The 26241-nt window shown below is 45.6% G+C and carries 29 protein-coding genes, 12 tRNA genes and 1 riboswitch; of the genes, 4 read left to right on the plus strand and 37 right to left on the minus strand.

Annotated elements, in window-relative coordinates; translation table 11 throughout:
• Positions 1-148: 148 nt before the first annotated feature.
• From ACTSEZ_RS19145 to ACTSEZ_RS19205, 13 genes are all read right to left on the minus strand, one after another.
• Positions 149-222: transfer RNA gene (locus ACTSEZ_RS19145), tRNA-Gly, on the minus strand.
• A 21-nt stretch (positions 223-243) separates the two neighbouring features.
• Positions 244-320: transfer RNA gene (locus ACTSEZ_RS19150), tRNA-Pro, on the minus strand.
• 5 nt (positions 321-325) lie between these two features.
• Positions 326-402: transfer RNA gene (locus ACTSEZ_RS19155), tRNA-Arg, on the minus strand.
• An 87-nt stretch (positions 403-489) separates the two neighbouring features.
• A tRNA-Leu gene (locus tag ACTSEZ_RS19160) sits at positions 490-575 on the minus strand.
• Positions 576-590: 15 nt separating this feature from the next.
• Positions 591-674: transfer RNA gene (locus ACTSEZ_RS19165), tRNA-Leu, on the minus strand.
• 14 nt (positions 675-688) lie between these two features.
• A tRNA-Lys gene (locus tag ACTSEZ_RS19170) sits at positions 689-764 on the minus strand.
• A gap of 27 nt (positions 765-791) precedes the next feature.
• A tRNA-Gln gene (locus tag ACTSEZ_RS19175) sits at positions 792-866 on the minus strand.
• A 7-nt stretch (positions 867-873) separates the two neighbouring features.
• Positions 874-949: transfer RNA gene (locus tag ACTSEZ_RS19180), tRNA-Asp, on the minus strand.
• A gap of 3 nt (positions 950-952) precedes the next feature.
• Positions 953-1028: transfer RNA gene (locus ACTSEZ_RS19185), tRNA-Val, on the minus strand.
• Positions 1029-1048: 20 nt separating this feature from the next.
• A tRNA-Glu gene (locus ACTSEZ_RS19190) sits at positions 1049-1120 on the minus strand.
• Positions 1121-1138: 18 nt separating this feature from the next.
• Positions 1139-1229: transfer RNA gene (locus tag ACTSEZ_RS19195), tRNA-Ser, on the minus strand.
• Positions 1230-1237: 8 nt separating this feature from the next.
• Positions 1238-1312 (minus strand) — tRNA-Asn (locus ACTSEZ_RS19200).
• A gap of 145 nt (positions 1313-1457) precedes the next feature.
• Complete coding sequence (locus ACTSEZ_RS19205) at positions 1458-1904, minus strand: SprT family protein (RefSeq protein WP_369735968.1); 447 nt, start codon at positions 1902-1904, stop codon at positions 1458-1460.
• A gap of 104 nt (positions 1905-2008) precedes the next feature.
• Here ACTSEZ_RS19205 and cmpA point away from each other — a divergent pair, with 104 nt between their 5' ends.
• Positions 2009-2122: a cortex morphogenetic protein CmpA gene (gene cmpA, locus ACTSEZ_RS19210; protein ID WP_087946367.1), complete on the plus strand. Its 114-nt coding sequence runs from the start codon at positions 2009-2011 to the stop codon at positions 2120-2122.
• 13 nt (positions 2123-2135) lie between these two features.
• Here the strand turns inward: cmpA and ACTSEZ_RS19215 are convergent, their stop codons facing one another.
• The 14 genes from ACTSEZ_RS19215 to acpS all read right to left on the minus strand — a co-directional run bounded on the left by ACTSEZ_RS19215 (position 2136) and on the right by acpS (position 13031).
• A complete protein-coding gene (locus tag ACTSEZ_RS19215) occupies positions 2136-4298 on the minus strand; it encodes a Tex family protein (protein ID WP_369735921.1) in 2163 nt (720 codons plus the stop codon).
• Between the two features lie 134 nt (positions 4299-4432).
• Entirely contained in the window at positions 4433-5032 is a 600-nt protein-coding gene (locus ACTSEZ_RS19220) for a PP2C family serine/threonine-protein phosphatase (protein WP_369735922.1), read from the minus strand.
• Positions 5032-5820: an RNA polymerase sigma factor SigB gene (gene sigB, locus ACTSEZ_RS19225; RefSeq protein WP_029286362.1), complete on the minus strand. Its 789-nt coding sequence runs from the start codon at positions 5818-5820 to the stop codon at positions 5032-5034. Before sigB ends, ACTSEZ_RS19220 begins: the two co-directional genes overlap by 1 nt.
• Positions 5786-6268 (minus strand): anti-sigma B factor RsbW, encoded by a 483-nt coding sequence (gene rsbW / locus ACTSEZ_RS19230; protein WP_369735923.1) that lies wholly within the window; start codon positions 6266-6268, stop codon positions 5786-5788. Before rsbW ends, sigB begins: the two co-directional genes overlap by 35 nt.
• The gene (locus ACTSEZ_RS19235) at positions 6265-6594 is read right to left on the minus strand and encodes an anti-sigma factor antagonist (protein WP_029286366.1); all 330 of its coding nucleotides are present in this window, start codon (positions 6592-6594) and stop codon (positions 6265-6267) included. Before ACTSEZ_RS19235 ends, rsbW begins: the two co-directional genes overlap by 4 nt.
• A 63-nt stretch (positions 6595-6657) precedes the next feature.
• Positions 6658-7665 (minus strand): PP2C family protein-serine/threonine phosphatase, encoded by a 1008-nt coding sequence (locus ACTSEZ_RS19240; RefSeq protein ID WP_369735924.1) that lies wholly within the window; start codon positions 7663-7665, stop codon positions 6658-6660.
• An 11-nt stretch (positions 7666-7676) separates the two neighbouring features.
• Positions 7677-8078, minus strand: a complete 402-nt coding sequence (locus ACTSEZ_RS19245; protein WP_029286370.1) for an anti-sigma regulatory factor — start codon at positions 8076-8078, stop codon at positions 7677-7679.
• Positions 8079-8080: 2 nt separating this feature from the next.
• Entirely contained in the window at positions 8081-8446 is a 366-nt protein-coding gene (locus tag ACTSEZ_RS19250; protein ID WP_029286372.1) for an STAS domain-containing protein, read from the minus strand.
• Entirely contained in the window at positions 8443-9279 is an 837-nt protein-coding gene (gene rsbRA / locus ACTSEZ_RS19255; RefSeq protein ID WP_369735925.1) for an RsbT co-antagonist protein RsbRA, read from the minus strand. Before rsbRA ends, ACTSEZ_RS19250 begins: the two co-directional genes overlap by 4 nt.
• Positions 9280-9418: 139 nt before the next feature.
• Positions 9419-9769, minus strand: a complete 351-nt coding sequence (ndoA, locus tag ACTSEZ_RS19260; protein WP_029286376.1) for a type II toxin-antitoxin system endoribonuclease NdoA — start codon at positions 9767-9769, stop codon at positions 9419-9421.
• A gap of 4 nt (positions 9770-9773) precedes the next feature.
• A complete protein-coding gene (locus ACTSEZ_RS19265) occupies positions 9774-10055 on the minus strand; it encodes a CopG family ribbon-helix-helix protein (protein WP_029286378.1) in 282 nt (93 codons plus the stop codon).
• 147 nt (positions 10056-10202) lie between these two features.
• Complete coding sequence (gene alr / locus ACTSEZ_RS19270; protein WP_369735926.1) at positions 10203-11384, minus strand: alanine racemase; 1182 nt, start codon at positions 11382-11384, stop codon at positions 10203-10205.
• A 129-nt stretch (positions 11385-11513) separates the two neighbouring features.
• The gene (locus tag ACTSEZ_RS19275; protein WP_369735927.1) at positions 11514-12524 is read right to left on the minus strand and encodes a LolA family protein; all 1011 of its coding nucleotides are present in this window, start codon (positions 12522-12524) and stop codon (positions 11514-11516) included.
• A gap of 141 nt (positions 12525-12665) precedes the next feature.
• Positions 12666-13031: a holo-ACP synthase gene (gene acpS, locus ACTSEZ_RS19280; RefSeq protein ID WP_369735969.1), complete on the minus strand. Its 366-nt coding sequence runs from the start codon at positions 13029-13031 to the stop codon at positions 12666-12668.
• 109 nt (positions 13032-13140) lie between these two features.
• Between acpS and ACTSEZ_RS19285 the strand changes: the two genes are divergently transcribed.
• Positions 13141-13737 (plus strand): rhomboid family intramembrane serine protease, encoded by a 597-nt coding sequence (locus tag ACTSEZ_RS19285; RefSeq protein WP_369735928.1) that lies wholly within the window; start codon positions 13141-13143, stop codon positions 13735-13737.
• A 28-nt stretch (positions 13738-13765) separates the two neighbouring features.
• On the opposite strand, the gene ACTSEZ_RS19290 is transcribed toward ACTSEZ_RS19285, so the two are convergent.
• From ACTSEZ_RS19290 to ACTSEZ_RS19320, 7 genes are all read right to left on the minus strand, one after another.
• A complete protein-coding gene (locus ACTSEZ_RS19290) occupies positions 13766-15208 on the minus strand; it encodes a PH domain-containing protein (RefSeq protein WP_369735929.1) in 1443 nt (480 codons plus the stop codon).
• Positions 15198-15677: a PH domain-containing protein gene (locus tag ACTSEZ_RS19295; protein ID WP_369735930.1), complete on the minus strand. Its 480-nt coding sequence runs from the start codon at positions 15675-15677 to the stop codon at positions 15198-15200. The genes ACTSEZ_RS19290 and ACTSEZ_RS19295 overlap by 11 nt, the downstream gene beginning before the upstream one ends.
• A gap of 121 nt (positions 15678-15798) precedes the next feature.
• Complete coding sequence (gene uvsE / locus ACTSEZ_RS19300) at positions 15799-16767, minus strand: UV DNA damage repair endonuclease UvsE (protein ID WP_369735970.1); 969 nt, start codon at positions 16765-16767, stop codon at positions 15799-15801.
• A 112-nt stretch (positions 16768-16879) separates the two neighbouring features.
• A complete protein-coding gene (gene cshA / locus ACTSEZ_RS19305; protein WP_369735931.1) occupies positions 16880-18379 on the minus strand; it encodes a degradosome RNA helicase CshA in 1500 nt (499 codons plus the stop codon).
• Positions 18380-18532: 153 nt separating this feature from the next.
• Positions 18533-19240 carry an alpha/beta hydrolase gene (locus ACTSEZ_RS19310; RefSeq protein WP_369735932.1) on the minus strand — a complete coding sequence of 236 codons (708 nt, stop codon included), beginning with the start codon at positions 19238-19240 and terminating at the stop codon, positions 18533-18535.
• 316 nt (positions 19241-19556) lie between these two features.
• Entirely contained in the window at positions 19557-20924 is a 1368-nt protein-coding gene (locus ACTSEZ_RS19315; protein ID WP_369735933.1) for a UDP-N-acetylmuramoyl-tripeptide--D-alanyl-D-alanine ligase, read from the minus strand.
• Positions 20925-21015: 91 nt separating this feature from the next.
• Positions 21016-22101 carry a D-alanine--D-alanine ligase gene (locus ACTSEZ_RS19320; protein ID WP_369735934.1) on the minus strand — a complete coding sequence of 362 codons (1086 nt, stop codon included), beginning with the start codon at positions 22099-22101 and terminating at the stop codon, positions 21016-21018.
• Positions 22102-22378: 277 nt separating this feature from the next.
• Between ACTSEZ_RS19320 and ACTSEZ_RS19325 the strand changes: the two genes are divergently transcribed.
• A complete protein-coding gene (locus ACTSEZ_RS19325) occupies positions 22379-22699 on the plus strand; it encodes a thioredoxin family protein (protein WP_029286402.1) in 321 nt (106 codons plus the stop codon).
• 57 nt (positions 22700-22756) lie between these two features.
• Positions 22757-22863: riboswitch (SAM riboswitch) on the plus strand.
• 77 nt (positions 22864-22940) lie between these two features.
• Positions 22941-23996, plus strand: a complete 1056-nt coding sequence (locus tag ACTSEZ_RS19330) for an LLM class flavin-dependent oxidoreductase (protein ID WP_369735935.1) — start codon at positions 22941-22943, stop codon at positions 23994-23996.
• A 276-nt stretch (positions 23997-24272) separates the two neighbouring features.
• Here ACTSEZ_RS19330 and ACTSEZ_RS19335 read toward each other — a convergent pair whose 3' ends face one another.
• The 3 genes from ACTSEZ_RS19335 to uptA form a co-directional block, all read right to left on the minus strand.
• Positions 24273-24653 (minus strand): hypothetical protein, encoded by a 381-nt coding sequence (locus tag ACTSEZ_RS19335; RefSeq protein WP_369735936.1) that lies wholly within the window; start codon positions 24651-24653, stop codon positions 24273-24275.
• Between the two features lie 128 nt (positions 24654-24781).
• Positions 24782-25540, minus strand: coding sequence for a class I SAM-dependent methyltransferase (locus ACTSEZ_RS19340; RefSeq protein WP_369735937.1), 759 nt, complete (start codon positions 25538-25540; stop codon positions 24782-24784).
• Positions 25541-25627: 87 nt separating this feature from the next.
• On the minus strand, positions 25628-26227 hold the full coding sequence (gene uptA, locus ACTSEZ_RS19345; protein ID WP_369735971.1) for an undecaprenyl phosphate transporter UptA: 600 nt from the start codon (positions 26225-26227) through the stop codon (positions 25628-25630).
• Between the last annotated feature and the right edge of the window lie 14 nt (positions 26228-26241).

Here is a 26241-nt window from a genome sequence, read left to right on the forward strand (position 1 = left end):
TGTATTAGGCACGCCGCCAGCGTTCGTCCTGAGCCAGGATCAAACTCTCCGAAGAAAATTTGTGACTCATAAATGTTGCTGACTTAAAAATTTAAAACGTTTGGTACGCTTTTGGTTTTGTTTAGTTTTCAAAGATCATTTTAAAGATTGGAGCGGGTGATGGGAATCGAACCCACGACATTAGCTTGGAAGGCTAGAGTTTTACCATTAAACTACACCCGCATATAAAGTTATAAAATTACCTGGTCGGGAAGACAGGATTCGAACCTGCGACCCCTTGGTCCCAAACCAAGTGCTCTACCAAGCTGAGCTACTTCCCGTAATATGGCGCGCCCGACAGGAGTCGAACCCATAACCTTTTGATCCGTAGTCAAACGCTCTATCCAATTGAGCTACGGGCGCACATGATAATTTGTGAAGCGACTTAAATATAATACCAAGTTGTGATCTTTATGTCAACAACTTTTTTTAAGTTTTTCAAAGCTCTTTTGGTGCGGCCGAGAAGAGTCGAACTTCCACGGGGTTACCCCCACTAGGCCCTCAACCTAGCGCGTCTGCCATTCCGCCACGACCGCGAAAAGAATAATGTATGGTGCGGGTGAAGGGACTCGAACCCCCACGTCAAAGACACTAGATCCTAAGTCTAGCGCGTCTGCCAATTCCGCCACACCCGCATATTAAGGAAAAATGGTGTGCCATGAAGGACTCGAACCTTCGACCCTCTGATTAAAAGTCAGATGCTCTACCGACTGAGCTAATGGCACATAGATATTCATTTTTCAAAATGAAAATGGCTGGGCTAGCTGGATTCGAACCAGCGCATGACGGAGTCAAAGTCCGTTGCCTTACCGCTTGGCTATAGCCCAATAAAAATGGCGGTCCCGACCGGGATCGAACCGGCGATCTCCTGCGTGACAGGCAGGCATGTTAACCGCTACACCACGGGACCAGATGGTGGAGGATGACGGGCTCGAACCGCCGACCCTCTGCTTGTAAGGCAGATGCTCTCCCAGCTGAGCTAATCCTCCGTATTCATTTGTGAAAATGATGACCCGTACGGGATTCGAACCCGTGTTACCGCCGTGAAAGGGCGGTGTCTTAACCGCTTGACCAACGGGCCAGAGACAATAAAAAATAATGGCGGAGAAGGAGGGATTTGAACCCTCGCGCCGCTTACGCGACCTACACCCTTAGCAGGGGCGCCTCTTCAGCCACTTGAGTACTTCCCCAGAATAAATGGCTCCGCAGGTAGGACTCGAACCTACGACCGATCGGTTAACAGCCGATAGCTCTACCACTGAGCTACTGCGGAATAAAATTGCTGACAGACTTTCTTAATTATATGAAGGTTTGGACAAACTGTCAAGCCTTCTTTTCAGTCTTGTTTTGCGTCTCTTACGACGGCTTTTATAATTTAACACAGCTCGACACAGAGCGTCAACCCTTTTTATGAAATTCTATGAAACAAGTTTGATTTTCCCTCCGCATTTGCCGCACACGTATTTTGATGTATCCATCTTCCTGCGGCGATTGTAGATATACCGGCACTCTGTGCATTGATACTGAACGATTTTCCTTGTTCTTGACGGAGGCTCGATCGGCGTGCAGAACCTTGGTGCCCCCACTTGTGAAAGCAGCGCCCTGAATTCAGGATCACGGTGCTTATATCCTCTTCCTTCTATATGAAGGTGATAATGGCACAGCTCATGCTTGATAATGCCGATCACTTCATCGATTCCCTGAGAAAGATATTTCGGGTTCACTTCGATATTGTGGCTTGAAAGGAGATACCTTCCTCCCGTTGTCCGCAGCCTGCCGTTGAAAACCGCTTTATGTTTGAATGGTTTTCTGAAGTATTCTGCAGAAAGCGATTCTGTCAGTTCCTGAAGTTTGCGTTCATTCATTCCAAAGCACCCCGCATAGTTTGTTTCTCCGAACAGGACATCCTGAGCCCGCATAAAGTAAGTCATACACATACTCCATTATAAACAATAAGGAGGAACGAGCAATGCCATCATGGTTAAAAAACCAAATGCAGCGTGCGTTTTATGAAAAGGACCGTTATCAAATCAAAATGCTGAACCAGTGCTGGTATTTTTATAGAAAAAAACACTGCTCGTAAGCAGTGTTTTTCATCAGCTGTTAACCATTGTAAGTGCAACCCGGCCTTTTTGCCTGTCTACTGAGTCTACCCATACAGTTACAACATCTCCTACTGAGACAACATCAAGCGGATGCTTTACGTAAGAGTTTTTCAGCTTGGAGATGTGGACAAGCCCATCCTGCTTCACGCCAATATCAACGAAGGCTCCGAAGTCCACTACGTTTCGGACCGTCCCCTGAAGCTCCATGCCTGTTTCAAGGTCTTCCAGTTTCAGAACGCCTTTTTTTAGAAGAGGTTTAGCCACTTCATCCCGCGGATCGCGCCCCGGGCGCACGAGAGAATCGCAAATATCTTTTAAGGTCAGTTCTCCCATGCCGATTTTCTCTGCAGCTTCTTTCATGTTCAGACTGCTTATTCCTTCTCTAAGCTTATCTGAGCCAAGGTCTTTCAGGCTCAAGCCAAGCATACGGAGCAGCTCTTCTGTTTCTTTGTAGCTTTCAGGGTGGATTCCGGTAGAATCCAGAGGGTGTTTGCCCCCGGAAATTCTCAAAAACCCTACGCACTGTTCATAGGTTTTAGCTCCAAGGCGAGGGATCTTTTTCAATTGCTTCCGGTCATCAAACTTCCCGATTTCATCACGCTGTTTCACAATGTTCTGAGCCACAGACTTGCTTAGCCCCGCCACATACTGAAGCAAAGAAGATGAAGCTGTATTCACGTTAACTCCAACTTGGTTTACAACGGTTTCAACCACAAACGTAAGAGAGTCATTCAATTTTTTCTGTGCAACGTCATGCTGATATTGTCCGACTCCAACCGACTTAGGATCGATTTTAACCAGTTCGGCGAGCGGATCCTGCAGTCTTCTCGCAATGGAGACAGCACTGCGTTCTTCAACCTGAAAGTCAGGGAACTCTTCGCGGGCCAGGTCAGATGCAGAGTAAACACTTGCACCCGCTTCATTTACAATGATGTACGAGAGATCTGCTTTCAGTTCTTCAATCAGATCTGCCACAAATTGTTCAGTTTCCCTTGATGCTGTCCCGTTTCCAATTGCAATCAGTTCAACCTTAAAACGCTTGATGATATCCGCAAGCTTCTGTTTCGCTTCTCTGGTTTTATTAACAGGCGGATGGGGATAGATAACCCCAATTTCAAGAACCTTCCCTGTTTCATCTACTGCAGCAAGCTTACAGCCTGTCCGGTAGGCAGGGTCGACTCCAAGGACGATTCTCCCCTTAAGAGGCGGCTGAAGCAGAAGATTTCTCAGATTTTCAGAGAAAATGTGGATTGCCCGGTCATCCGCCTTTTCAGACAGTTCTTTCCGGATTTCTCTCTCAATGGAAGGCTCAATCAATCTTTTATAAGCATCTTCTATCGCTTCTATATACGTATCTTTTACAACTGTTCTCGGATTTTTTAGTTCGCGTTTTTGAAGCTGCATAAGGATTTCTTCCGCCGGCGCTTCAACCGTTACTCTCAAAATGCCTTCCTTTTCCCCGCGGTTTAGAGCAAGAACCCGGTGGGGCACAATTTTCAGGATAGGCTCCTCGTACGTGTAATACATTTCATACACGTTCTTTTCGTCTTTCTCTTCATCCTTGGCTGATGCAGCGATTTTTCCTTTTCTAAAAGTAAGATCGCGAATCCACTGGCGGTAGGACGGCTCGTCTGAAATCCACTCAGCAAGAATGTCTTTCGCTCCGTCAATGGCATCCTGGGCTGTCAGCACTTCTTTTTCTTCATTGATAAACGCGGCAGCTTTTTCTTCAAGCGAGCCATTTGATGGCTGTTCTTTCATCCAGGCTGCAAGAGGTTCAAGACCTTTTTCCTTCGCGACTGTCGCTTTTGTTCTGCGTTTTTGCTTGTAAGGTCGGTAGAGATCCTCCACTTTCTGCAGTTTAAGAGCATCATTAATGTCTTTTTTCAGTTCAGGGGTGAGTTTACCCTGTTCCTCAATCAGGCGGATAACCTCTTCTTTTCTGGCCTCAAGATTTTGGATGTACTGCCATTTTTCAGAGATATCGCGGATCTGCACTTCATCAAGGGCACCTGTCTGTTCTTTCCGGTACCTTGCTATGAAAGGAACGGTATTTCCGCCCTCGAGCAATTCAATCACGTTCTGTATTTGCTTATATGTAATAGACAGCTCTTTGCTGATTGTCTGCATGATGCGTTCTGTTTTGTCTGCCATTCTGTTGCCTCCCCTTACATCGACTTAGAAACAGTTTACCAAAAGCCGGGCTATTTCAAAAATGACGAATAGCCCTTATTGATAAAAATTGTTTTGTTTACCCGTTTTTTTAGCCCAATAAAAAAGCCCGCCAGCTAAAACAGCTGACCGACTACGTAGGTTAAATCATCCTGGCGCGATTTCGTATAAGGCTCCAGATGATTTGAAATATCTTCAATTGTCTGATGATCCTTCAAAAGAGATTTTACTGCTGGAATGTTGAGTCCGTCTGAATGCAGAATGAATTTTGCTCCTGCATCATATGAGTACGTATGAACGCTGAACTTCTGAGGCTTGCCTGACATATAGCCAAGAACAGGCAGGGGATAGACATACTTCCCTGACGGAGAATAAAGGACGAACCGGATATTCCCTACCGAACTGAATGTGAACATATTCTGTCCAAAGTACGCCTTGAAAATAGCAACGGTTGCTCCGCGCTTGTTTTTCAGTACCTCATTTGATTTGGCAATCAGCAGCTCAACATCCTCTGCATGATATTCCTCAATGACTTCCTTGATTGCAGATGAGGATTCATACGCACGCTCGCCGCTTCCGAGTCCGTCTGCAACGGCGCAGATGAAATAGTCCTCAGTCGCTTTAATTAAAAAACTGTCCCCGCATAATGTTTTTCCTTCCTTTTGAATCTGGTAGGCGTATGCGTAGACATGGCTGTTTTGTTCCGTTTGATACATTACTGCATCCCCAGTGACATATCAGCAGAAAGTGCTTCTTTGAGCTTCGTAATCGCTCTTCTCTGAAGCCTTGAAACGTGCATTTGAGAAATGCCAAGAATCTCTCCTGCTTCCTTCTGGCTTTTATTCAGAATATATGTGTGGTGGATAATCTCTTTTTCACGGTCAGACAAAACATGAAGAACACTTTCAAGCATGAGCTTCTGGTTAACCTGCTCATATCCTTCTTCTTTTGAACCGACAATATCTAAAATGGTCACTGTGCTGCCGTCGGAGTCAGCTTCAATGGAGTGATCAACAGAAAGAGCCTGATAGCTTTTCCCCATCTCCATCGTTTCAAGCACTTCCTCCTCTGAAACCTCCAGATAATCAGCGATTTCATGGACTTGAGGTGAACGCTGAAGGGAATTCGTCAGTTCATCAACGGCCATCTTGATTTTCGGGCCAAGTTCTTTAATTCTTCGCGGCACATGAACGCTCCATGTCTTGTCGCGGAGAAATCTCTTTATTTCACCAATGATGGTTGGTATGGCAAATGCCTCAAACGTTTTGCCGAATTCAGGGTCATAGCGGCGGATGGCACCGAGCAGGCCAATCATGCCTACCTGTTTAAGGTCTTCATGAAAGCTTTTTCCCCTTGAATATTTCTTGGCGAGCGTTTCAACAAGGCCGCTGTAGTACTCAACAAGAAAAAGCTGGGCATCTTCATTTTGATTGTGCTGAAAATCAAAAATCAGTTCGTTTATTTCCTCTTTAGTTCGCTTCGTAGTTTTGGATGGTTGTGTCATGTTCTACTCGCTCCCCGTTTAAATACTTTGTCATGAAGACGGTAACGCCGGAATCGATTTGCACACGAACTTCATCCATGAGCGTTTCCATCAAGTAGAGCCCCAACCCTCCCTCAGGAAGCTGGTCTACAGGGTTTGCGGCAGAATATGGCCCCAGCTCATTTTTCTTTTGTTCAAAGTTAAAGCTCTGGCCGCTGTCTGAAACCATCACCTCAAGGCGGTCATCATAAAGGCCAAACCCTAAGTTTACCTCTCCGCCTTCTGAGTTCTCATACGCATGCTGCACGGCATTCGTGCATGCTTCGCTGACAGCTATCTTCAAATCTTCAATTTCGTCGTACGAATAGCCCATTCTGCTTGCTATCCCGGAAAGAGTCAAACGGACGATTCCCACATATTCCGGCTTTGCAGGAATCTTCACTTCGATGTAATCCACTAACTGTCTCATCGAACCCCACCTTCTGATTTAGAAGAAATGTCAATAATTTCACTCAGTCCAGTGATATTAAAAAGTCTTTCAAGACGGGAAGATAAATTCACAAGCTTCATATCTCCGCCATTTTTTCTGACAGCTTTAAGCAGACCGACAAATGCACCGAGTCCGGTACTGTCCATGTAGGAAACATCCTTCAGGCTGACCGTCATCGATTTCCCTTCTTCAGCAAGCGGCATAAGCTGCTCTCTCAGTTTAGGTGCAGTATAGGCATCGATTTCTCCAGCCAAATCTATTTGAACAAGTTCATCTGTTTGATTTGCATTTATTGAAAGGTTCATGTGTAGTCCCCCTAATATTATTCCTTTTGTCCTAATGAGTTATTTACCCCGTGTAAAAAAGGATTAAACCTCACGCTTTAGAATGAGGAGAGTAAAATCATCATGCAGTTCAAAATCCTGCATCTGAAGAAAATCTCTGTAGATATGATCCACAATCTCCTGAGCCTTTAAATGACTGTATTTTTTTATAAGATCTGTTATAAAGCAGCGTTCTACAAATTCATCTCCTGATTTTGATTCAGTCACTCCGTCGGAAAGAAGCACAACCATGTCGCCCTTTTCGATCACTTTCCTGTACTCCTTATATTTAACGGATGAATCAATTCCCAGTACAAGCCCTTTAGTCTGCATGTCTGAAAAAGAATCTTCTGATGCACTGTAGTAAAATCCAGGCTCATGACCTGCAGAACCGTAGACAAATTCGTTCGTTTTTGTATCAAACATTCCGTAAAACATCGTGATGAACATGCTTGGGTCCACGTTATGCTCGACAACCCTGTTTAAATTTTCAAGCACTCTGCTTGGAGATTTCCGCGATTCAGGCAGACTGTCCATCGCATATTTGATCATCGACATGCAAAGCGCAGCCGGAATTCCTTTGCCAATAACATCTGCAATAGCGATGCTGACCGTTTCCTCGTCATAGACAAAGTGGTAGTAATCTCCGTTCATATGCTTTGCCGGAACGCTTATTGCGCCTATATCAAGACCCGGAACATTCGGCACAGATGTTTCGAGAAGCATCTGCTGCACGTTTACTGCTACCTGAATTTCCGACTTGATCTCCTGCTGCTTGTCCCTGAGGCTTTGATGCTCCTGATAGGCAAGACCATATCCCATCATGACCTCAAGCAAAAAATCAAGCGAGTTCAGCACCTCCAGGTCAACATCAGGAAAAAGATCCTGAAGAACCTTCCGGTGAAGACTGATGATTTCCTCAGGGGGGATTTGCTCAGCAATTGCTTTTCTGCTGAACTTCTGTCCCTGATACAAAGCCGTTTCAGTCAGTTCATTCAGGTAATGGCTGAGCAGTTCCTGATATTTTGACTCAATGACATCCTTAAAATCCATTCAGCTTCCTCCTAGCGAAGCCATTTAACAGCTTGGATATCCGTTCCCTCTCCTAAGACGGTATCGATACTAAACTCATCCATCAGGCGTTTAACTCCAGGCAAACCGGCTCCAAGTCCTCCGGAAGTTGAAAAGCCGTCTTCCATTACTTTTCGCACATCCGGTATACCAGGCCCGTTATCAATGGCTATTATTTTCAATCCTTTTTTGCTGAATTCGGAAATTTGCTCGATGCAAATCTGGCCTTGTCCAGCATATAAATATATATTACGCGCCAGTTCGGAGATAGCTGTCGTAATCCTCGCTTGGTCGACCGTACCAAACCCGAGCTCTTTAGCAACATTGCGGCCAAGCTGGCGGGCAGCCACAATGTCCCACTCCGTAATGATTTTTACACAGGATTGGTTATCCATGCTTATTCCCCCAGCTCCTGTTGTAGAGTTTCAAGCCCTTTTTCAAGATCCAGCGCGGTCTGTACATCTGCCAGATGGATTCCAAGTTCAATAAGTGTAATGGCAACAGCAGGCTGTATGCCTGTTAAAACCACCTTTGCTCCCATAAGCTTCGACATGCCGATCACATCACCAAGCACCTTGGCAATGAACGAATCGATTACATCCACAGAAGTCAGGTCTATAACAACGCCGCTTGCTCCTGTTTCATGAATCTTGTGAAGAAGATCTTCCTGAAACTGCAGGGCAGTCTGATCATCAAGCTCCCACTGAATGGATACAAGCAGGCAATTATGAAGCTTTAATATAGGTATTCGTGGAGTTCTCATTCCGGATCCCCCATTTCAACAATTTGTTTTTTGGTCATTTCAAGAGCGGCTTCCATACCCTTTTGAAGGCTGTTTTTCGTGATGACCTGGCTTAGATCGATGCCAAGGTTTACGATTGTCTGGGCAATTTCCGGTCTTAAGCCGACCAGAAGGCATTTAGCCCCTACAAGACGCACTGCTTCAGAAGCCTGGATGATGTGATGCGCCACCATTGTGTCGACCACCGGCACACCGGTAATGTCGATCAGCACAACCTGGGCGCGGTGCTTGACAACGCCTGTGAGCAGGTTTTCCATAATCTGTTTTGCACGTTCTGTATCAATTGTACCAACAAGCGGCATAATTGTAATGTTTTCAAAGACGGGAATCAGCGGAGCAGACAGTTCCTGCAGCGCAATCTTCTGCAGGGATACCGTTCTTTCCCATGAAGCGGCATATTGATGAATCAGTTCATTGTTAACTGGGGACAGCAGTCTGTCAAACTCCCATACAACCTGCATTTTTTCCTCTTCAGACAAGTCCTCTGTCACTCTAGTGAAAAGAATGAGAGACAGCTGTTTCAGGCCTTCTGAAATAAATCTCAGGCTCCAGCCGAGCTGTACTGCTTTATGCGCAAAGTCAGACACTCTCTCTGAAAAGTCTGTTCCCGGACTGTGTATATGGCTGATTAAGATCTGAAGGTATTCATTGCACGCATTATCATAAGCCTGGTCTGACAGAAGACTGGAGTACTTTTGGTCTCCTAGCTCTTTCAGACGGTCTTTCCATTCTTTTAGAATCTCATTCTGATGAGCCATTACATATTCAAATAATTGATTGGACTTTTCTGTCATGTGTCCGTGATCCCCCTCTTAGTAAATGGGCAAAAAAAGGTAACAAGTATTCCACCTTACATTATACCGATTTATGTCAATAAAATAAAAAAAAGTTGCTTTCTGGCAGCAACTTCCTTTAAAAGAACCTTTTTATCCGTTAAAAATCAATGAGTCCCAAGCTTATTTGCAAAGCTTCGTCCACTTTATCCATCATTTCATCATCTAAGTGTGTAATCTTATCAGTCAATCTCTGTTTATCAATCGTTCGGATCTGTTCCAGCAGGATAACAGAGTCACGTTCAAATCCATATCGCTTTGAATCAATTTCCACATGGGTTGGAAGCTTTGCTTTCTGAATTTGAGCAGTGATGGCTGCTATGATGACCGTAGGACTGAACCTGTTTCCGATATCATTCTGAATGATCAGTACCGGACGGACCCCGCCTTGCTCAGAGCCGACTACAGGTGATAAATCAGCAAAATAAACGTCGCCGCGTTTGACAATCAAAGGATTAACCCCCGCTTACTAAGCGTTCAACGGTGTGGTCAGCCTCTGATTCAGCCTGAAATGCTTCGGAAGCAATGTTTAAGTTAATCTTGGCCATTTCCATGTAACCGCGTCTCATAGACTCGCGAATCTGACGCTTTTTGCGTTCGCGGATATACATTTTCGTTGCTTGATAAATTAACTCGCTCCGATTCCCGTTTTCCTGTTTCACAAGACCGTCTAACTCCGAGACCAATGCTTGCGGCAGTCGAATTAAGATTTCTGTTGTTGCGCTGGATTCAGACACAAACATACACCTCCACCAAACTTACACACCTATTATTCCATTCCACATACAATAATAACACTATCAATGCAAGAAGCAAAGTTATTTTCTAATTATTCCGTCCTGCTGTCTTTAGCGCTTTGGCTCTTTTATACAATGAGACCCCTTTTAAAAACCGGTCTTACCCTTTTTTCTTCCGTCCAATAGAGAGTTTCTCATTTCAATTATACTCTTATTTCTCAAAAACATACGGGGAACGCGCGAAGTTATTGTACAAGTGACTTCATAGTTGATGGTCCCGAGTTTTTCCGCCACTTCATCCACCGGTATCATCTCATCATTCTGACTGCCGATAAGCGTAATTTTCGTTCCAATTTCTTTTTGCGAAGGCAGCTTGATCATGCATTGATCCATGCAGATCCTTCCAACAATTGGCACTCTTTCTCCGTCCACAAGCACGTCGGAATCCCCCAGGCGGCGGACCCAGCCGTCTGCATATCCGATGGGAATCGTGCCGATCCATTCATCTTCCTCTGCCGTATAGGTTGCTCCGTAGCTGATTTTGTCGCCTTTATTTATCTTTTTCACATGAACTAGCTTTGAATGAAGGGAAAACGCTTCTTTTAGTTGGAATGGAAGCAGAGGTTTCATTTCACTTGAAGGGCTTAGACCGTACATCGAGATCCCAAGTCTGACTGCATGGACAAGCTTATCCGGAAACCTCAGGCCCGTTGCGCTGTTGCCGCAGTGAATCATCACATCCCCATAGGATGCGGCTGCTTTTGCCAGCACCTCAAAAGTCTTGTATTGCTCATCAAAATAGGCAGTATCAAGTTCATCCGCAGTAGCAAAATGCGTAAAAACACCTTCTATGTTCAAGCACGGTTTTCCTTCTGAAAAAGAAAAAACCTTGTGAAGTTCCTCTTCTGTGCGGATCCCAAGGCGTCCCATACCGGTATCGAGCTTTAAATGAACGGCTAATGTCCCGGTTTGAACATTGCGGCCTGCTTCCTCCAGCCACTCGAAAGAAGGTGCTGTAAGGATGATGTTCATGTCGGCTGCAAGCTGCACATCTGAGGGACGGGATGCCCCCATCACAAGTATTTCCGTTTGGAATCCGGCATCGCGAAGCGCAATGGCTTCATCCAGAAATGCTACCGCAAGCATGTCCGCTCCTGCTTCAAGTGCAGCTTTCGCCACTTCTGCATCGCCGTGGCCGTATGCATTCGCTTTTACAACAGCAATCAGCTTCCTGCCCTCTCCTATATGTGCTTTCATGTTTCGGACATTGCTCATGACGGCATCCAGATCAATCTCCGCCCAGGTATCTCTGTAAAAAGCCATTTCCATGTCTACACTTCCTCGTGATTGTCTTTATCTATTGCTGATTATGAGAGGTTTTATGGCTCGTTGTCAAATCAAAAAAGGGATTCGTTTTCTCCATAAAAAAATCGGATGGCTCACACGCCATCCGATTTTTCACTTGATTGCCTGCCCCTGAACTGATTGTGCGACCCGGATCATTTCTTCCTGAGAGAGATCCTTTGAAGCAATCATGTATTCTACTCCGTCGTACGTCCAAGTCAGCGACTGTTCTGTGAGCGCTCCAACCGCAACTCCAAGGTCCACCGGCTCGCCGTTTACTGAGGAAGAAGTAGCGACAGTTGCCGCAACGGCTTTTTCCTGGATAAACGTGTACGATTTTTCTCCGTCATACGTTTGTACGACCCGCTTGCCGTTTTCTGTTGTCATTTCTTTTTCCTCAGTCAGCTTCGCGCCTTCAATTTCTTCAAGCGGATATTTCACCGAGAATGGTTTAGAGTCAACAGCTGCAGACGTTTCAACATCTACACTCGCAAATGACATATTCTTCTCCATGTCGAATGAATTTTTATCGAACTTCGCACCAAAATCAAAATCCGTAAATTCAACGACAACCAGAGGGTTTCTGTCTGTATCCATCACTTTTACAACCGACGGCTTCAGGTCCTTTTTGTTAAAGGTTATTTCCTGGAGAGGAAGCATCTGGCTGTTCTGGTAATTGGTTTTTGTTTCAAACACATACTCATTTTTCGTTGACTTGAAGATTGAATCTGCATCACTCTTGATGTCTTTTACAAGTGATTCAAACAAGTATGCCTGACTGCTGTTCTGCGGCCATTCGCTTTGGAAGCGGAAGCTTTTCTTCAGAGCGGGCGTTAACACAAACACGCCTTCATTGTTTCTTAAAATCATCTGGCTCTGGTCTTTTTCTGCGTTTTTCAGATTCACTCTGTAGAAGGACGGCTGTTTATGCCAGATTTCCACCTCGTAGATCTGAGGCTCGCTTCCTGTCTGCAGGGTCATCTGCGCCTTTGCTTTATACCCCGACAGCTCTTCTACCTTTTTGTCCAGATTCTCCACAACATCCGTTTTGGATTTCTCGCCGCACGCTGCAAGCATCAGGACGGCAATGATCCCCACCACCAGCAATAAAAAGTGCTTTTTCACCTATTCAGCCCCTTTGTCTCATATGACGTAAAAAGGAAGAAACGCTCCTTGAAAGCACCGTGCTCCGGCACGGTTCGATCAAACGACTTGTCTCTCCTACCGCTGTACAAATATATGAGGGTCAGGGCGTGAATATGCAGACTAGCTTGACGAGCTTTCAATTATTACTTGAGCTGCCGCATACTCCCTTGTGTGGGTAATGGACAGGTGCACGAAAAAACCTTTCATATCAGGCTTTACAATCATTGGTCTGCCAAGTTCATCTCTTATAATTTCAATATCCTGAAAGCTTAGTGCCCCGCCGATGCCGGTACCCATCGCTTTTGAAAATGCTTCTTTGGCAGCAAATCTTCCCGCTGCGTACTCTGTTTTTCTTGTGCCGGAGTAAGAATGATAGGCATCTTTTTCCCGGTCTGTCAGGATTCTGTCGATAAACTTCGGCTGCCTGAGAATCATTTTTCCGATCCGGTCTATTTCCGCAATATCAAGGCCGATTCCTTTGATCATTAAACCGCCTTCTTTCTTTCTAATGTGTTTGCCGCCGTGTACTAATATGCCGTCTGAGCTCATAACCGTGGTAATATAGAAGAAGCCTATAGAATAGGAGACATGTTCTATGTTTACAAGATCTGAAGATTTCAGGACGTTCATTCGTCTCTATCCTGTTGTAACAGCCATTGTCTGTATCCAGGTGCTGCTCTGGCTGCTGTTTTTAATACCGCTCCCTGATATTACGTTCTTCTTTGCCTCTATTGTAGGGTACAACGGAGGCGTTGCCAATGGCGAATGGTGGCGGCTGATTACGCCGATCTTCCTGCACGCTAACTTTGCCCACATTCTGTTTAACAGTGTGTCCATCATTCTCTTCGCGCCTGCTCTTGAGCGCATGCTTGGAAAAGCCAGGTTTCTTTCCGCGTATCTTGCAACTGGAATGATTGCAAACCTTGCAACCTATTTTGTCATTGAAGACTTAAGCTATACCCATATTGGTGCATCGGGCGCCATTTTCGGCCTTTTCGGCATCTATCTGTACATCGTTGTCTTCCGCAAAGACCTGATTGATTCGTCAAACTCACAGCTGATTATCACGATTTTAGCGATTGGCATTGTGATGACCTTCATCAATACGAACATTAACATTATTGCCCATATTTTCGGTGCAGTAGGCGGCGCCCTGATTGCCCCTCTTTTTTTGAAGAGGCCGGGGCGTTAGCTGCATCCTAAAGCAAGACGCCGTCCCATTATAGGACGGCGTCTTTTCTTGCGCTTTTTTCATAAGAATACCATTCAAACATTTCCCCGGCATCCTTCAGGTCCACGCCTTTCACGTGAAAATGAGTGCCGCCGAATCCAGACGTAGCGGACGCCTGAAGGGAAGCAAGCTCAAGCCGTTTTTGAAAATACGACTGTTTGCATTCCAGGACCTGGATTCTCTTTCTTTTGGCCAAATAAGTGGTTTTGACCACTGCCCGGGAGACAAGCGTGAGCTGATCTCCTCTTGTATTCCAGCCGCCGGCTCGAAACGCAGCAAGGCCTGCTGCCAATGCGGCAGGAATGGTTAAAAAGGCGAGATAGCCCCAGGGCTCGAAGAAATAGCCGATGATGCAGGAGAGAATGACGAAGGGGATGGTATAGATAAGAAGATAGCCCCTCTTCGCTCTTTTAGACAGAGGAGTCAGCTGTTCCTCCATTGTATAGTCAGGCGCAAACTCCTTTAACATCTCTGCAATTTTTGCTTTTTTGATCAGCGGGAATAAGACAGCTGACATGTTTTGATTGCTCAGGCTGCCCCCTGCACTCAAAAGATGGACAGTAGCGTAGCCAAGCGGCTCCCTGATTGGATTTTCGCTGATTTTCACAGCCTGTATCCGCTCAAGCGGGATTGTAAGCTGGTGCTTTTCAAATAAACCTCTGGATATGATCAGATCCTCATCTTTTTTAATGACTGTAAAGTTCGCAAACTTCAGGCACACCCCGATAATACTCAGGACCCAGGCGATAAAAAAAGCGAGAAATACGATAATGGCGTAAACCGTGATGCTGGCATCTGTTAAAAATGACACGCGGTTTATCAGCTTATCAAACGGAATCAGCTCGTCGAACTGGGAGATGAATGCAAAAGCGGCTGAGAGCACAACACCAATGCCGCTTGAGGTTGAAGCTGCCACAAGGAGCTCTTTCATCCCGATTTTATAGACAGAACCCGGCTCTTCAACCGGTTTTTCAGCCTCTTCTTCAGCTGGAACTTCTTTTTTCCGCTCTGCCAGAGCCTCATTTATGCGGCGTGCTTCTTTACGTGTCACGGCAGTCAGCACAGCCTCAGCCTCAATCCCTCCCCCTGCTGTCTCGAGCTGGAGTTTAACAAGGCCGAACAGCTGCTGGACAATGCCGGCACTTTCGTTGATGGACTGAATCCGTTCAACCGGTATGTATTTTTTCTTTTTCACAAAAAGACCGTATTCGATCCTAAGCTCATTCTCTTCAAATCTGTAGGTATATTTCGTCCAGCTGATGATGCTGAATATGACCATGACTGACAGAACGACGGCAAGGCCGATAAAGAAATAAAGCTTATAGTCATTCACAAAGAACAGAACAACAAACGGAAACAAACCGTCTTTCAGCTGTTTAAAGAATGTCAGAATGGCTGCTGCGGGATGCAGTCTTTTCGGTTCAGACATCATCTTCTGTCACCCTCGCAAGCTTTGAGATGAAGTCGCGGAGCTGGTCCGCCTCCGCCACATCAAGTGCAGGTATTTCATGAACGGTTGCCGCCGTGCTCACCGTCACAGTTGCAAGGTCATGCTTTCTGAGCAGAGGTCCCTGCTTTGTGTTCACGTGCTGCACTCTTACCATCGGTACAATCACGCGTGTAATTATAAACAGCCCGGACTGAATATCAATTTCATTCTCATGCACTTCATACCGCCATGTACGGTGCTGAATTTTCGGAGTGATAAAAATAAAAACAATCGAAAACACCAGCCAAAGTCCGAATGCAGCCATGGTGATCCAGATTGGAAAATCGAATGCGTAAACCGCATATGCAAGTCCCCCGGCCGCTGCCAGAAATATGATTGACTGAATAAGGGCAGAAAGCTTCCATACTTTTAAAGCCCGTTCGCTGATCCTGTGCTTAGGTGCGTCTCTCATCTGTGTTCCCCCTAAATAAATCTCTCTTTTTATACGTTTTTGAAATAGATATGTTTCACTTATTTCTAAATGATTCCATATTTATTATAGCGGGATGCGGGGAACTTGAACAGGACCAGCCCTAGCGGAGATAAAAAGAAGCTCCGTCTATTTTTTCCACATTCGGATATGCGCACATCTTTTCCATCAATGCAAAAAGGGCGTCATCCTTCTTCTTCGCTTCAATCATACAATCAATCTGCGGTACGCTCCCTTTGATTTCTGACAAGAACGCCATGAACAGTTCAGGGTCCACGTACTCTGCATGGGCATTGAACTCACTATCGCTGCGGGGGCTTGAAATATGCATTTTAACCGGGAGAGGCGAATGCTCCCAGCTCGCTGTCACCCTGTCCCAGTGACTCCTCCAGTCTGAATCCTTCTCATGATTTGCGAGGTGGTGGTGATAGTCGAACACCAGAGGAATGGCAAGCTTCTCGCATAAATACAATGCATCCTGCAGAGTAAAAACGGTATCATCGTTTTCAAGCATCAGCATTTCCTGGAGCTTTACAGGCACATACCCCCAGTTATGAATGAACTGCTCAAGCGCTTTTTCCTTGTTGCTGTATGCCCCTCCCACGTGGATGACACATCTGTGTTCATGCGGGACACCCATCCCTCTCAGAAGAACTTCATGCATACTCAGGGTTCTGAGTGAAGTATTCATAATTTCAGGTTTAGGAGAATTAAGAAGAACAAAATGATCAGGGTGAAAATCGACCCTCATCCCTGTTTTTCGAATCCAGTCACCAAGCTCCTGAAGCGGCTCTTTCAAGTCCCGCAAATAGTGAAAGTCCTTCACCTCAGGGTGATTGGCAAGCGGAATCAGCTTTGAGCTGAATCTGAAAAACCGAATGTCATTACCCGTATTATGCTTGAGGATTCTTAGGCAATTAGCAAGATTTGAGGCAGAAATTCTGGCCAGCTTTTCGATAGCCGCTTCTCTGTCCTGCAGTCGCTGAAATTGAGCGAACGTCATTGTTTGCGACGGGGAACAATTGGTTAAATTCACACTCATGGCTACATAGCCAAGCCGGACAATGGTCAAAAAGAACACCTTCTTTCCCTGTTTCACTTTAGGGTTCCCATTTCCGGATGCGATTACTTTTTTGAATGCAAAAAACGCACTGTGCAGGAAGCACAGTGCGTTTTAACTTGTATTAGTTAGAAGATGAAGAGTTTGAATAACGGCGTTTGCCGCTGTTATTGTTCGGCTTTCCGCCCTGCTGTCCGTAAGAACGTTTGTTGTTCTTGTTGTAAGGACGCTGGCCGTCTCTTCTGCCGCCGCCGCTGCGGTTGCTTGAAGAAGATGAGCGTTTGCCGCCTCCGCGCTTCATGTAAAGCGGAGATTCTTCAGTCAGGTTAACCGGAGTCTGGTTCGGCTCTTTCGTCATAAGCTTGATCGCTGCTGCAAGAACAGAAACTTGATCAAATTCTTCAAGCAAAGCTTCAGCTGTGCGCTTGTAGAATGATAAGTTGTTGTCAGCGATTGCCTGACGGATTTTATCAACAGATACAGATTGCTGGCCTTCAAGAGCCTCATCTAGAGTAGGAGCCTTCATGCGGTCCATTTTGCGCTTCGTTGTGCGCTCGATGATTTTCAGCATATCCTGTTCTCTTGGCGTTACGAATGTCATCGCAGCTCCTGTTTTACCTGCACGTCCAGTACGGCCGATACGGTGTACATAGCTTTCAGGATCTTGAGGAACGTCGAAGTTGTAAACGTGAGTGACACCAGAGATGTCAAGTCCGCGAGCAGCAACGTCTGTTGCTACAAGAACTTCAATCGCACCTTCTTTGAATTTGCGCAATGCAGACATACGCTTAGCTTGAGTAAGGTCGCCGTGAATTCCTTCAGCTGCATAGCCTCTTAGCATTAATGCTTCAGAAAGCTCATCTACTCTGCGTTTTGTGCGTCCGAAAACAATCGCAAGTTCAGGTGACTGGATGTCAAGAAGACGTGTAAGCACATCAAACTTTTTCTTCTCCTGTACTTCGATGAAGAATTGCTGAATGTTTGTAACAGTCATTTCTTTCGCTTTTACTTTTACGATCTCAGGATTCGTCATGAACTTTTCAGCAATGCGTCTGATCGGATCAGGCATTGTAGCTGAGAAAAGCAAAGTCTGGTGCTCTGATGGCACATTTGAAAGAATGTTCTCAATGTCTTCGATGAATCCCATGTTCAGCATTTCGTCCGCTTCGTCCATAACAACACTCTGAACATCAGATAATTTCAATGTTTTACGGTTAATATGGTCAATAAGACGGCCTGGAGTTCCAACGATGATGTGAGGGAATTTCTTCAATGAGCGGATCTGGCGGTTAATGTCCTGTCCACCGTAGATCGGAAGTACACGTACGCGTTTTGATGAACCGATTTTGTAAAGCTCTTCTGATACCTGGATAGCAAGTTCGCGGGTCGGTGCAATGATGATTCCCTGAATCTTATCTTGTTTAACGTCGATCTTTTCAATAAGAGGAATACCGAATGCAGCTGTTTTCCCTGTACCTGTTTGCGCCTGGCCGATTACATCTTTATTTTGAAGCCCAAGCGGAATCGTTTGTGCCTGAATTGGTGTAGCTTCTTCAAACCCCATGCGGTTAATGGCGTCCATTAATAATGGGCTGATACCTAGTTCTTGAAACGTAATTGTCAATTTGTTCTACTCCTTTTAATCCTTATAGCTTCACAGACTTTCATGTATGGTGAAACAAAAAACGCCCCATCGGGCAAAACGTTAGCTTATAAAAGCCCGTAAACACTTAAATTCAATCATATCACTTTTTATATACTTTTACAACAAGGCGTATTATTTCACACTTGTCTTAGTCTGTGCCGTTAAGAAATTTTCTATCACTTCTGCAAGCTCGGGAAACTCTTCCCCGTGGCAGATCAGATGCTTTGAACACGGCATAAAGCAAAGCTCCTTCTGCCTTGAACGGACTTTTTCATAAATATAAACAGCGCTTTTGACAGGCACAATTCCGTCACATTCTCCCTGAACAATCAGTACAGGTATAGTTATTTTCTCCAATAATGGTCTAATATACCTGACGAGCTTTCTGAATTGCAGAGCTGCAGCAATCGGCGTTTCCATCACTTTTTTTCTGTATCTGATAAAAAGGTCATTCTTTGCGCCTTCTCCCCGGATGGCATCTGCAATCAGCCCTTTTACATCAAGCAGCATCTGGCGCGGATTTAAGTAATGCGCAGCTGCGCTGAGAAGCACAAGCTTTTCAACCGGATACCTCGAGGCCAAATACGCTGCGATCAAGCCGCCCATTGAAAAGCCTATGATATAGACCTCGGAACATTCTTCAAGCAAATCCCTGAGCTCATTTTCAGCATGCGCAATCCATTCGCTGAATTCAATCCCCTTCAGGCTCGGCGTTTCACCGTGGCCCGGAAGCGTCGGCGACTTCAGCACCCAGTCCGTCCGTTGCTGCAGGTAGCTGACGAGAGGCTCCACTTCATAAGGAGCTCCAGTAAATCCATGTATACAAAGGCATCCTTTCATATCACTCTCTCCCGAATGAACATATTTTTATACCGGGTTTTAAAAATAAGAGGATTGAAAAAAAAGAACCCGGGTATATAAAAAGTACCCTGGGTTACTATATTTCAAAACAAAAAGGAGCGTTCATCATGACCGCATTAAAAAACAGTGCATATGAAGTTGTAAGTGAGCTTACGCCGTATTCCATCGGGGTCGGACTTGTCGTACTCGTTATCTCTCCATTTATTTTCTGAACGTAATGGACCAAGGTCCTTCCCTCTTTCTTTTCGTGTTTCTCTGACAGATCAAAAGAAGGACCGGCTGCTTTATTTCATTACTAGAGAAGAGCCTGAACAACCTCTTCAAGCTTCATTCCGCGCGAAGCTTTTACAAGAACAAGGTCTCCCGCTTTGGCCGTTTGCTTAAGGTCTTTAATAAGCTCCTGCTTATCCTGATAAACGTGAATCATTCCGCCATCGAGGTTCTTCCTTGCACCTTCGGCTATTTCTGCCCCGAGCTTTCCGTATGTGAAAAGATGATGCGTTTCGGCTGCATCGATTGTTTCGCCAACCTCACGGTGAAATTGAACCTGCATGTCATCCCCCAGCTCAAGAATATCTCCAAGAACAAGAATTTTCCGGCTGTATCCGTCCATATCGCCTGCAAGCCTAATGGCAGCTTTCATGGATGTCGGGCTTGCATTATAGGCATCATTGATGACAGCAAGACCGCCTTCTGTTTTCGTCAATTCCAGGCGCATGCCCGTCATTTGAATATCCTTCAGCCCTTTGCTGATCTTTTCTTCTGTCACACCCAGGAATTCAGCTGCTGCTATGGCAGCGAGCGCATTGCCGACATTATGCTTTCCAAGCACAGGCAGGAACAGTTCTTCCCCGCGGCCGCGAATGGTAAAAAACGTGCCTTTTTCTGTGTGTCTGATTCCCTCGGGAGAATACGTGTTTTCAGCAGATGCTCCGAATGAAATCTTCTTATATGAAGCGTCCCCAATACGCTCTTTAAGCAGAGGCTCTTCCCCGTCGTAAATCAGAACACCTTCAGGTTTAAGGCCGCTGACAATTTCAAGCTTGGCTTTTGCAATTCCCTCTCTTGACCCGAGATTCATCATGTGTGATTCACCGATGTTGGTAATGATCGCAGCATCCGGCTTGGCAAGATTCGAAAGAAGTTCAATTTCCCCGAAATTGCTCATGCCCATTTCAAGCACGGCTACCTCTGTATCTTCCGTCATGCTGAGAATTGTAAGCGGCATGCCGATATGATTGTTGAAATTCCCCTGCGTTTTGTGGACACGGAACGTTGTTGAAAGTAAAGCTGCCACCATATCTTTCGTGGTTGTCTTTCCATTGCTTCCTGTCACGCCTACAACTTTCAGGTTCAGCTGGTCAAGGTAGCTGCCTGCGAGGGTTTGAAGAGCTTCCAATGTGTCTTCAACCAGAATGACAGCACCTGAAGGAGGGTTCGGTTTTGAACGGTTCCAAAGAGTGGCCGCCGCTCCGTCAGCAAGAGCCTTTTCGGCGAAATGATGGCCGTCGAAGTTTTCGCCTGCTATCGGTACAAACAGTGTACCTGCCTCAATCTTTCTGGAATCCGTTGTAATGCCATGAATCATGGTGTTTTCATGCTGTGGCGCAAGGCCTGATCCGCCCGCCATTGTCTGAATGTCGCGCAATGAACGTTTAATCATGATCTATAATCTCCCTTCTTGTATGTAAGCTGCCTTCTGCATAATGAATAAGAAACACTATTCTTTAACGAATAGTGTTTCCAGGCTTTCCTTAAAACGTGTGCTTAATTTGCTGCTTGCCTTCGTGACGCTCAAGAGCAAGCTCGACAAGACGTCCGATAAGCTCAGGGTACTCAACGCCTGTATGCTTCCAAAGAAGCGGGAACATGCTGTATGGCGTGAAGCCCGGCATTGTGTTTACTTCGTTGATCAGCGCTCTTCCGTCTTCTGTCAGGAAAAAGTCTGCGCGTACAAGTCCTGATCCGTCGATTGCCTTAAAGGACTTAATAGCAAGCTCTTTAATCAGGTCATATTCCTCTTCCGTAACCTGTGCAGGAATCATCATGTCCGTGTCGCCGTCTTCGTATTTCGCTTTATAATCATAGAATTCTTTTTTAGGAGCAACTTCACCGACAACCGAACAGATCGGCTCATCATTTCCGATGACGCCGATTTCAATCTCGCGTCCGATAATGCCTTCTTCAATAATGATTTTGCGGTCATAATCAAATGCTTCCGCGAATGCTTTTTCAAGTGACGCGCGGTCTTTGCACTTGCTGATGCCGACACTTGAGCCAAGGTTGGCAGGCTTGACGAAACATGGATACCCAAGCTCCTGCTCCACTTTATCATAAGCTTCTTCAGGCGCCTTTTTCCACTCGCTCTTAATGTAGGAAACATAGTTTGCCTGCTCAAGTCCTGCCTGGGCAAACAAATTTTTCATAATGACTTTATCCATGCCTGCTGCAGACGCAAGCACACCGTTTCCGACATACGGAAGGTTCAGAAGCTCAAGCATGCCCTGAACAGTGCCGTCTTCGCCGTTCGGTCCGTGAAGAAGCGGGAACACCACATCAATTTGTTCGTTCGTTTCATCCGCTTTTGCAGGGAAAAGATCCCCATTCAGCGCAACCGGAGAAACCGCTGTGCCGTTTTGGCTGAACTGAAGGGCAGCAGGTGAAGCAGCCGGCTCTGTAAGCTGCGGGCCGCGGAACCATTCGCCCTTTTCGGAAATGTAGATTGGATGTATATCAAATTTATTCGTATCAAGTGCTTTTATAACAGCAAGTGCCGTCTGCAGGGAAACCTGATGCTCTGCGGACTTGCCTCCATATAATAATCCAACTTTAATTTTCATGCGGATATCCCCCTAAGAAAAGTTCATCTCTACTATATTATCACTTTCGGCCCAAATTGTTATAGCCCATCATGGATTTCTTTATAACATTCGGGCAAAGGCACGATTTGCGTCCTTTAAAGGCGTTTCCAATTTCAGTAAGGCAGGCGGATGTAAGAATGTTTGCCTTTATCCTGTTTTTCACCGGCAATTACTCCGCCCTTTTTTCAGGCATCAGGCATTTCCTGCATGCAAACCACCCGTTTTGTATTAAAATAAGGGCAAGGAGGTCTGATTCATGAAACCAATTACATCAGAAGAGCAGTTCCAAACATTAATTACCCAAGATCAAGAGGTGCTAATCAAATTTTTCGCAGACTGGTGCCCTGACTGTACAAGAATGAACATGTTTATCGGCGAAATTATGGAATCTTATTCCTCATATGAGTGGTATGAAATCAATAAAGATGAATTCCCTGAAATCGCAGAAAAATATCAGGTTATGGGGATTCCGAGTATCCTGATTTTTAAAAACGGGGAGAAGCTCGGGCATCTTCACAGCGCGAATGCAAAGACTCCTGACCAGGTGACGGAGTTCCTTCAGGAGAAGCTGGGCTGATTTTTTAGAATTGACATACTAATCAAATTATTTTATGATACAACTAATTTCATACGTTTCTTATCAAGAGAGGTGGAGGGATATGGCCCTTTGAAGCCTCGGCAACGGATCTGACAGCAGAAACCGTGCCAATTCCAGCAAACAGTTTGTTTGAGAGATGAGAGCTAGAACTTGCACAGCAGAACCAGCCTCTCTTGTCTAACAAGAGGGGCTTTTTTATGCAGAGAGAGGGGATTCCGCAATGAAATACGGTTTTTGGCTGCCGATCTTCGGAGGATGGCTCAGAAATGTTGAAGATGAAAACATGCCTCCTACTTACGCCTACGCACAGGAGGTAATCCAAAAAGCAGAGGAGTGGGGCTATGACACCACCCTTATCGCCGAGCTTTACTTAAATGACATAAAGGGACCTGAGCACGATTCGCTTGAAGCATGGACAACGGCTGCCGCTCTTGCCGCCGTCACGGAGAAAATTGAAATTATGACAGCTGTCAGACCCGGCTTCCACAATCCTGCCGTCACGGCAAAGATGGCAGCAAACATTGACCACATCAGCAATGGACGGTTTACGCTTAACGTTGTTTCCGCCTGGTGGGAGGAAGAGGCACGGCAGTACGGCGGCATTTTTACTGAGCACGACGCACGCTACGACCGGACGGAAGAATTTATTGAAGTCCTGAAGGGGCTTTGGGAAAAAGAAACGTTTACGTATCAGGGAAAATTTTATGACCTGATGAATGCCCGCCTTTCACCTAAGCCGGTGCAAACGCCTAATCCGATTCTCTATGCAGGAGGAGAAAGCCCGCGCGGAAAAGAAACGATTGCCGAGCATTGCGATGCCTATGTGATGCACGGGGGAACGGCTGGTGAAATCAAAACGAAGATTGACGGCATGAAACAGCTGCGGGCAGCACGCGAAAAAGAGCCATTCCAATCGTTCGGAATGGCTGCCTATATCATCTGCCGGGATACCGAAGAAGAAGTGCAGCAGGAGCTGAAGCGGATAACCAATGTAAAAGAATCATCCGCCTATGCAGGATACAAAGACTTCACAACAAAATCCCAGCTTGAACAAAAGCTTGAGCTCTATGACTACTCGGTTTCAAACCGCGGGCTGCGTCCAAATCTGATTGGCACTCCTGAGCAGATCGCTGACAAGATCCTTGAGTATGAAGAAGCTGGGCTTGATCTCCTGCTTCTTCAGTTCTCCCCTCAGCTCGAAGAAATGGAGCGTTTTTCAGCACAGGTCATGCCGCTTGTAGAAAAGAAACGGAAACAAGGTACGTTCTCGCTTTGAAAAGTCAGTAGATAAATAGGCGCACAAAAACGCTTGGATCTTATTTGCCAAGCGTTTTTTGCGTTATTTCTAATTTAGCACTTAAAGTACCTGTTCCCTTTCGCTCCAGTCACTTGCTTTCCGCGGGGAGTGCGGAGCCTCCTCGCTGCGCTTGCGGGGTCTCCAGTGCCCTCTTCATCACGCAGGAGTCAAGTGCCTTCCGCTTCAGTCCACTTAATTTTCTGGAGGTATTGGCTAAAAACTTTAATCAATCACCTGTCAGCAAAAACCACCAAATCACCAATTATCCGGAACTTTAACAAGTACATACTTTTTCGTCCACATTTGAGTGGAAGCGATTAATCTTTCACCATCTTTTTCGAAGAACAAACCGCTGCCGTCTTTTCGTTTGAATTTCCATCCATTGGCCGCAAGCATTTGTTTAACATATTTATCTGCAATGGAAACACCTTTATTTTCAGTGCGTGTGATGTACCAGACATGACCGTTTTCCGGAGCAATATCAACTATTTTACGATCCGTGTTTTTCAGTCTTTCAATAGCTTCTTTTGCCGTTATTCCGCTTATCGGAACAGGAGGGTAATACCATTTATTCACATACGCAGCAAGCGCAAGCAAAGCTAAAAAGACACCAGCAATGAGAACGGCTTTTTTCAATAGACCACATCCTTTAACAGATCGTTTAACGCCTGCATTTCTTCTTCAACAAGATAAATGGTCAATTCTTTTTCAGCACACACAAAGAAAGGGCCAAACCATCTCTGTTCAGCCCTCTTCCTTTTTCATTATTCCGGTTTTACAGCTTCAAAAGTTATCGTCTGCCGGTCATGCTCCGGTGCTTTTCCATATGTATAATCCGCCGAAATGACAATGTCCGTAAAGCCGAGGCGTTCGAGAATCAGCTTAAATTCCTTCACTCCGTACCATCTCATGGCAAACCTCTGCAGCTCGGTTTCTGAAAGCTTTCCGTCTTTCCACTTTTCATACTTCAGATAGGTGACGGAATACTGCTCAAGCACGCTGTACTCAACCTGCTTTGCCTCCATTGTGATGATGTGCTGATCGGGCGTTTCCCACGTACTTGTAAACACTTGATTCAGCTGTTTTTCCGGCTGCAGGTCAAGATCCAGAATAAGTCGGCCGCCCTCTGTTAAATGGTCATAAAAATTCTTCAGCGCATGGATAGATTCTCTTCTGTCCTCAATTAAAAGAAAAGTGCCCGCAGGCAAAATAATGGCCTCGAATTTGCCGGGAAGCTTAAATTCACTCATGCTTGCTTCTGTGAGCACTGGACGAAGTCCTCTTTCCTCACAGCGTTTTCTGCATGAGTCCAGCATATGTGCCGAGGTATCCAAGCCCTCAATTGCGAATCCGTCCTCAAGCAAAGGAATATACACCCTTCCAGAACCCGCACCCGGCTCAAGGATTCTTCCCTTCACTTCACGCAGACGTTCTCTGTAAAACTCCAGATCTCCAAAGGAATGGCCCACCGGCTTGTCTAAATCGTATACTTCCGTTGCTAGCTTGCTGTACTGGCTGAACATTCACATCCCCCTTGCCGCGCATTCTACTATTATTAATAGCCCTAAACGCATTGAACATACATTTAATCAAACGTTTGTTTAATTCGCTTAAATTCTTTTTTCTCCTGCTTCATTTTTTTTCATTAAATAATAGCCAATACCAACAAGTGTCATAATGAGAATCATCGGCAGCACAAACGGCTCTGCGGCTTCTTTAATTTGCGTCCAGTTCGTGCCAAGCTGAATGCCCATATATAAAAAGAAAATGGTCCAGGGAACCATGGCTGCAGCCGTGTACACGGTGAATCTCCAGAGCGGCATTCTCCCAATCCCCGCAGGGATGGAGATGGCGTGCCTGACAACAGGGATAAATCTTGCTGTGAAAATAACACCCGCTCCGTATTTTTCAAACCATTTTTCCGAAAGATCCAGATGATGGCTGCTGATGAAAAGATATTTTCCAAACCTCTCAAGAAAAGGCCTTCCTCCGTAATACCCCATCCAATAAAGAAACAGCTGGGCTAGTGTTCCGCCAACAACGCCGGCGACGACAGCACCTGTAAAGTCCACCCGCCCGAGCGAGATCAAATATCCTCCGTAGCCAAGCACAATTTCACTCGGAATGATTTCAATCATCAAACCGAGCGCAATCCCGTAATATCCAAGATCTGCAAGCATCTCAAGCAATGTGTAAAGTAGCTCCTTCATAATGGCTCCTTTTC

Source organism: Metabacillus mesotrionivorans, from assembly GCF_052171315.1.
GTDB lineage: Bacteria > Bacillota > Bacilli > Bacillales > Bacillaceae > Bacillus_P.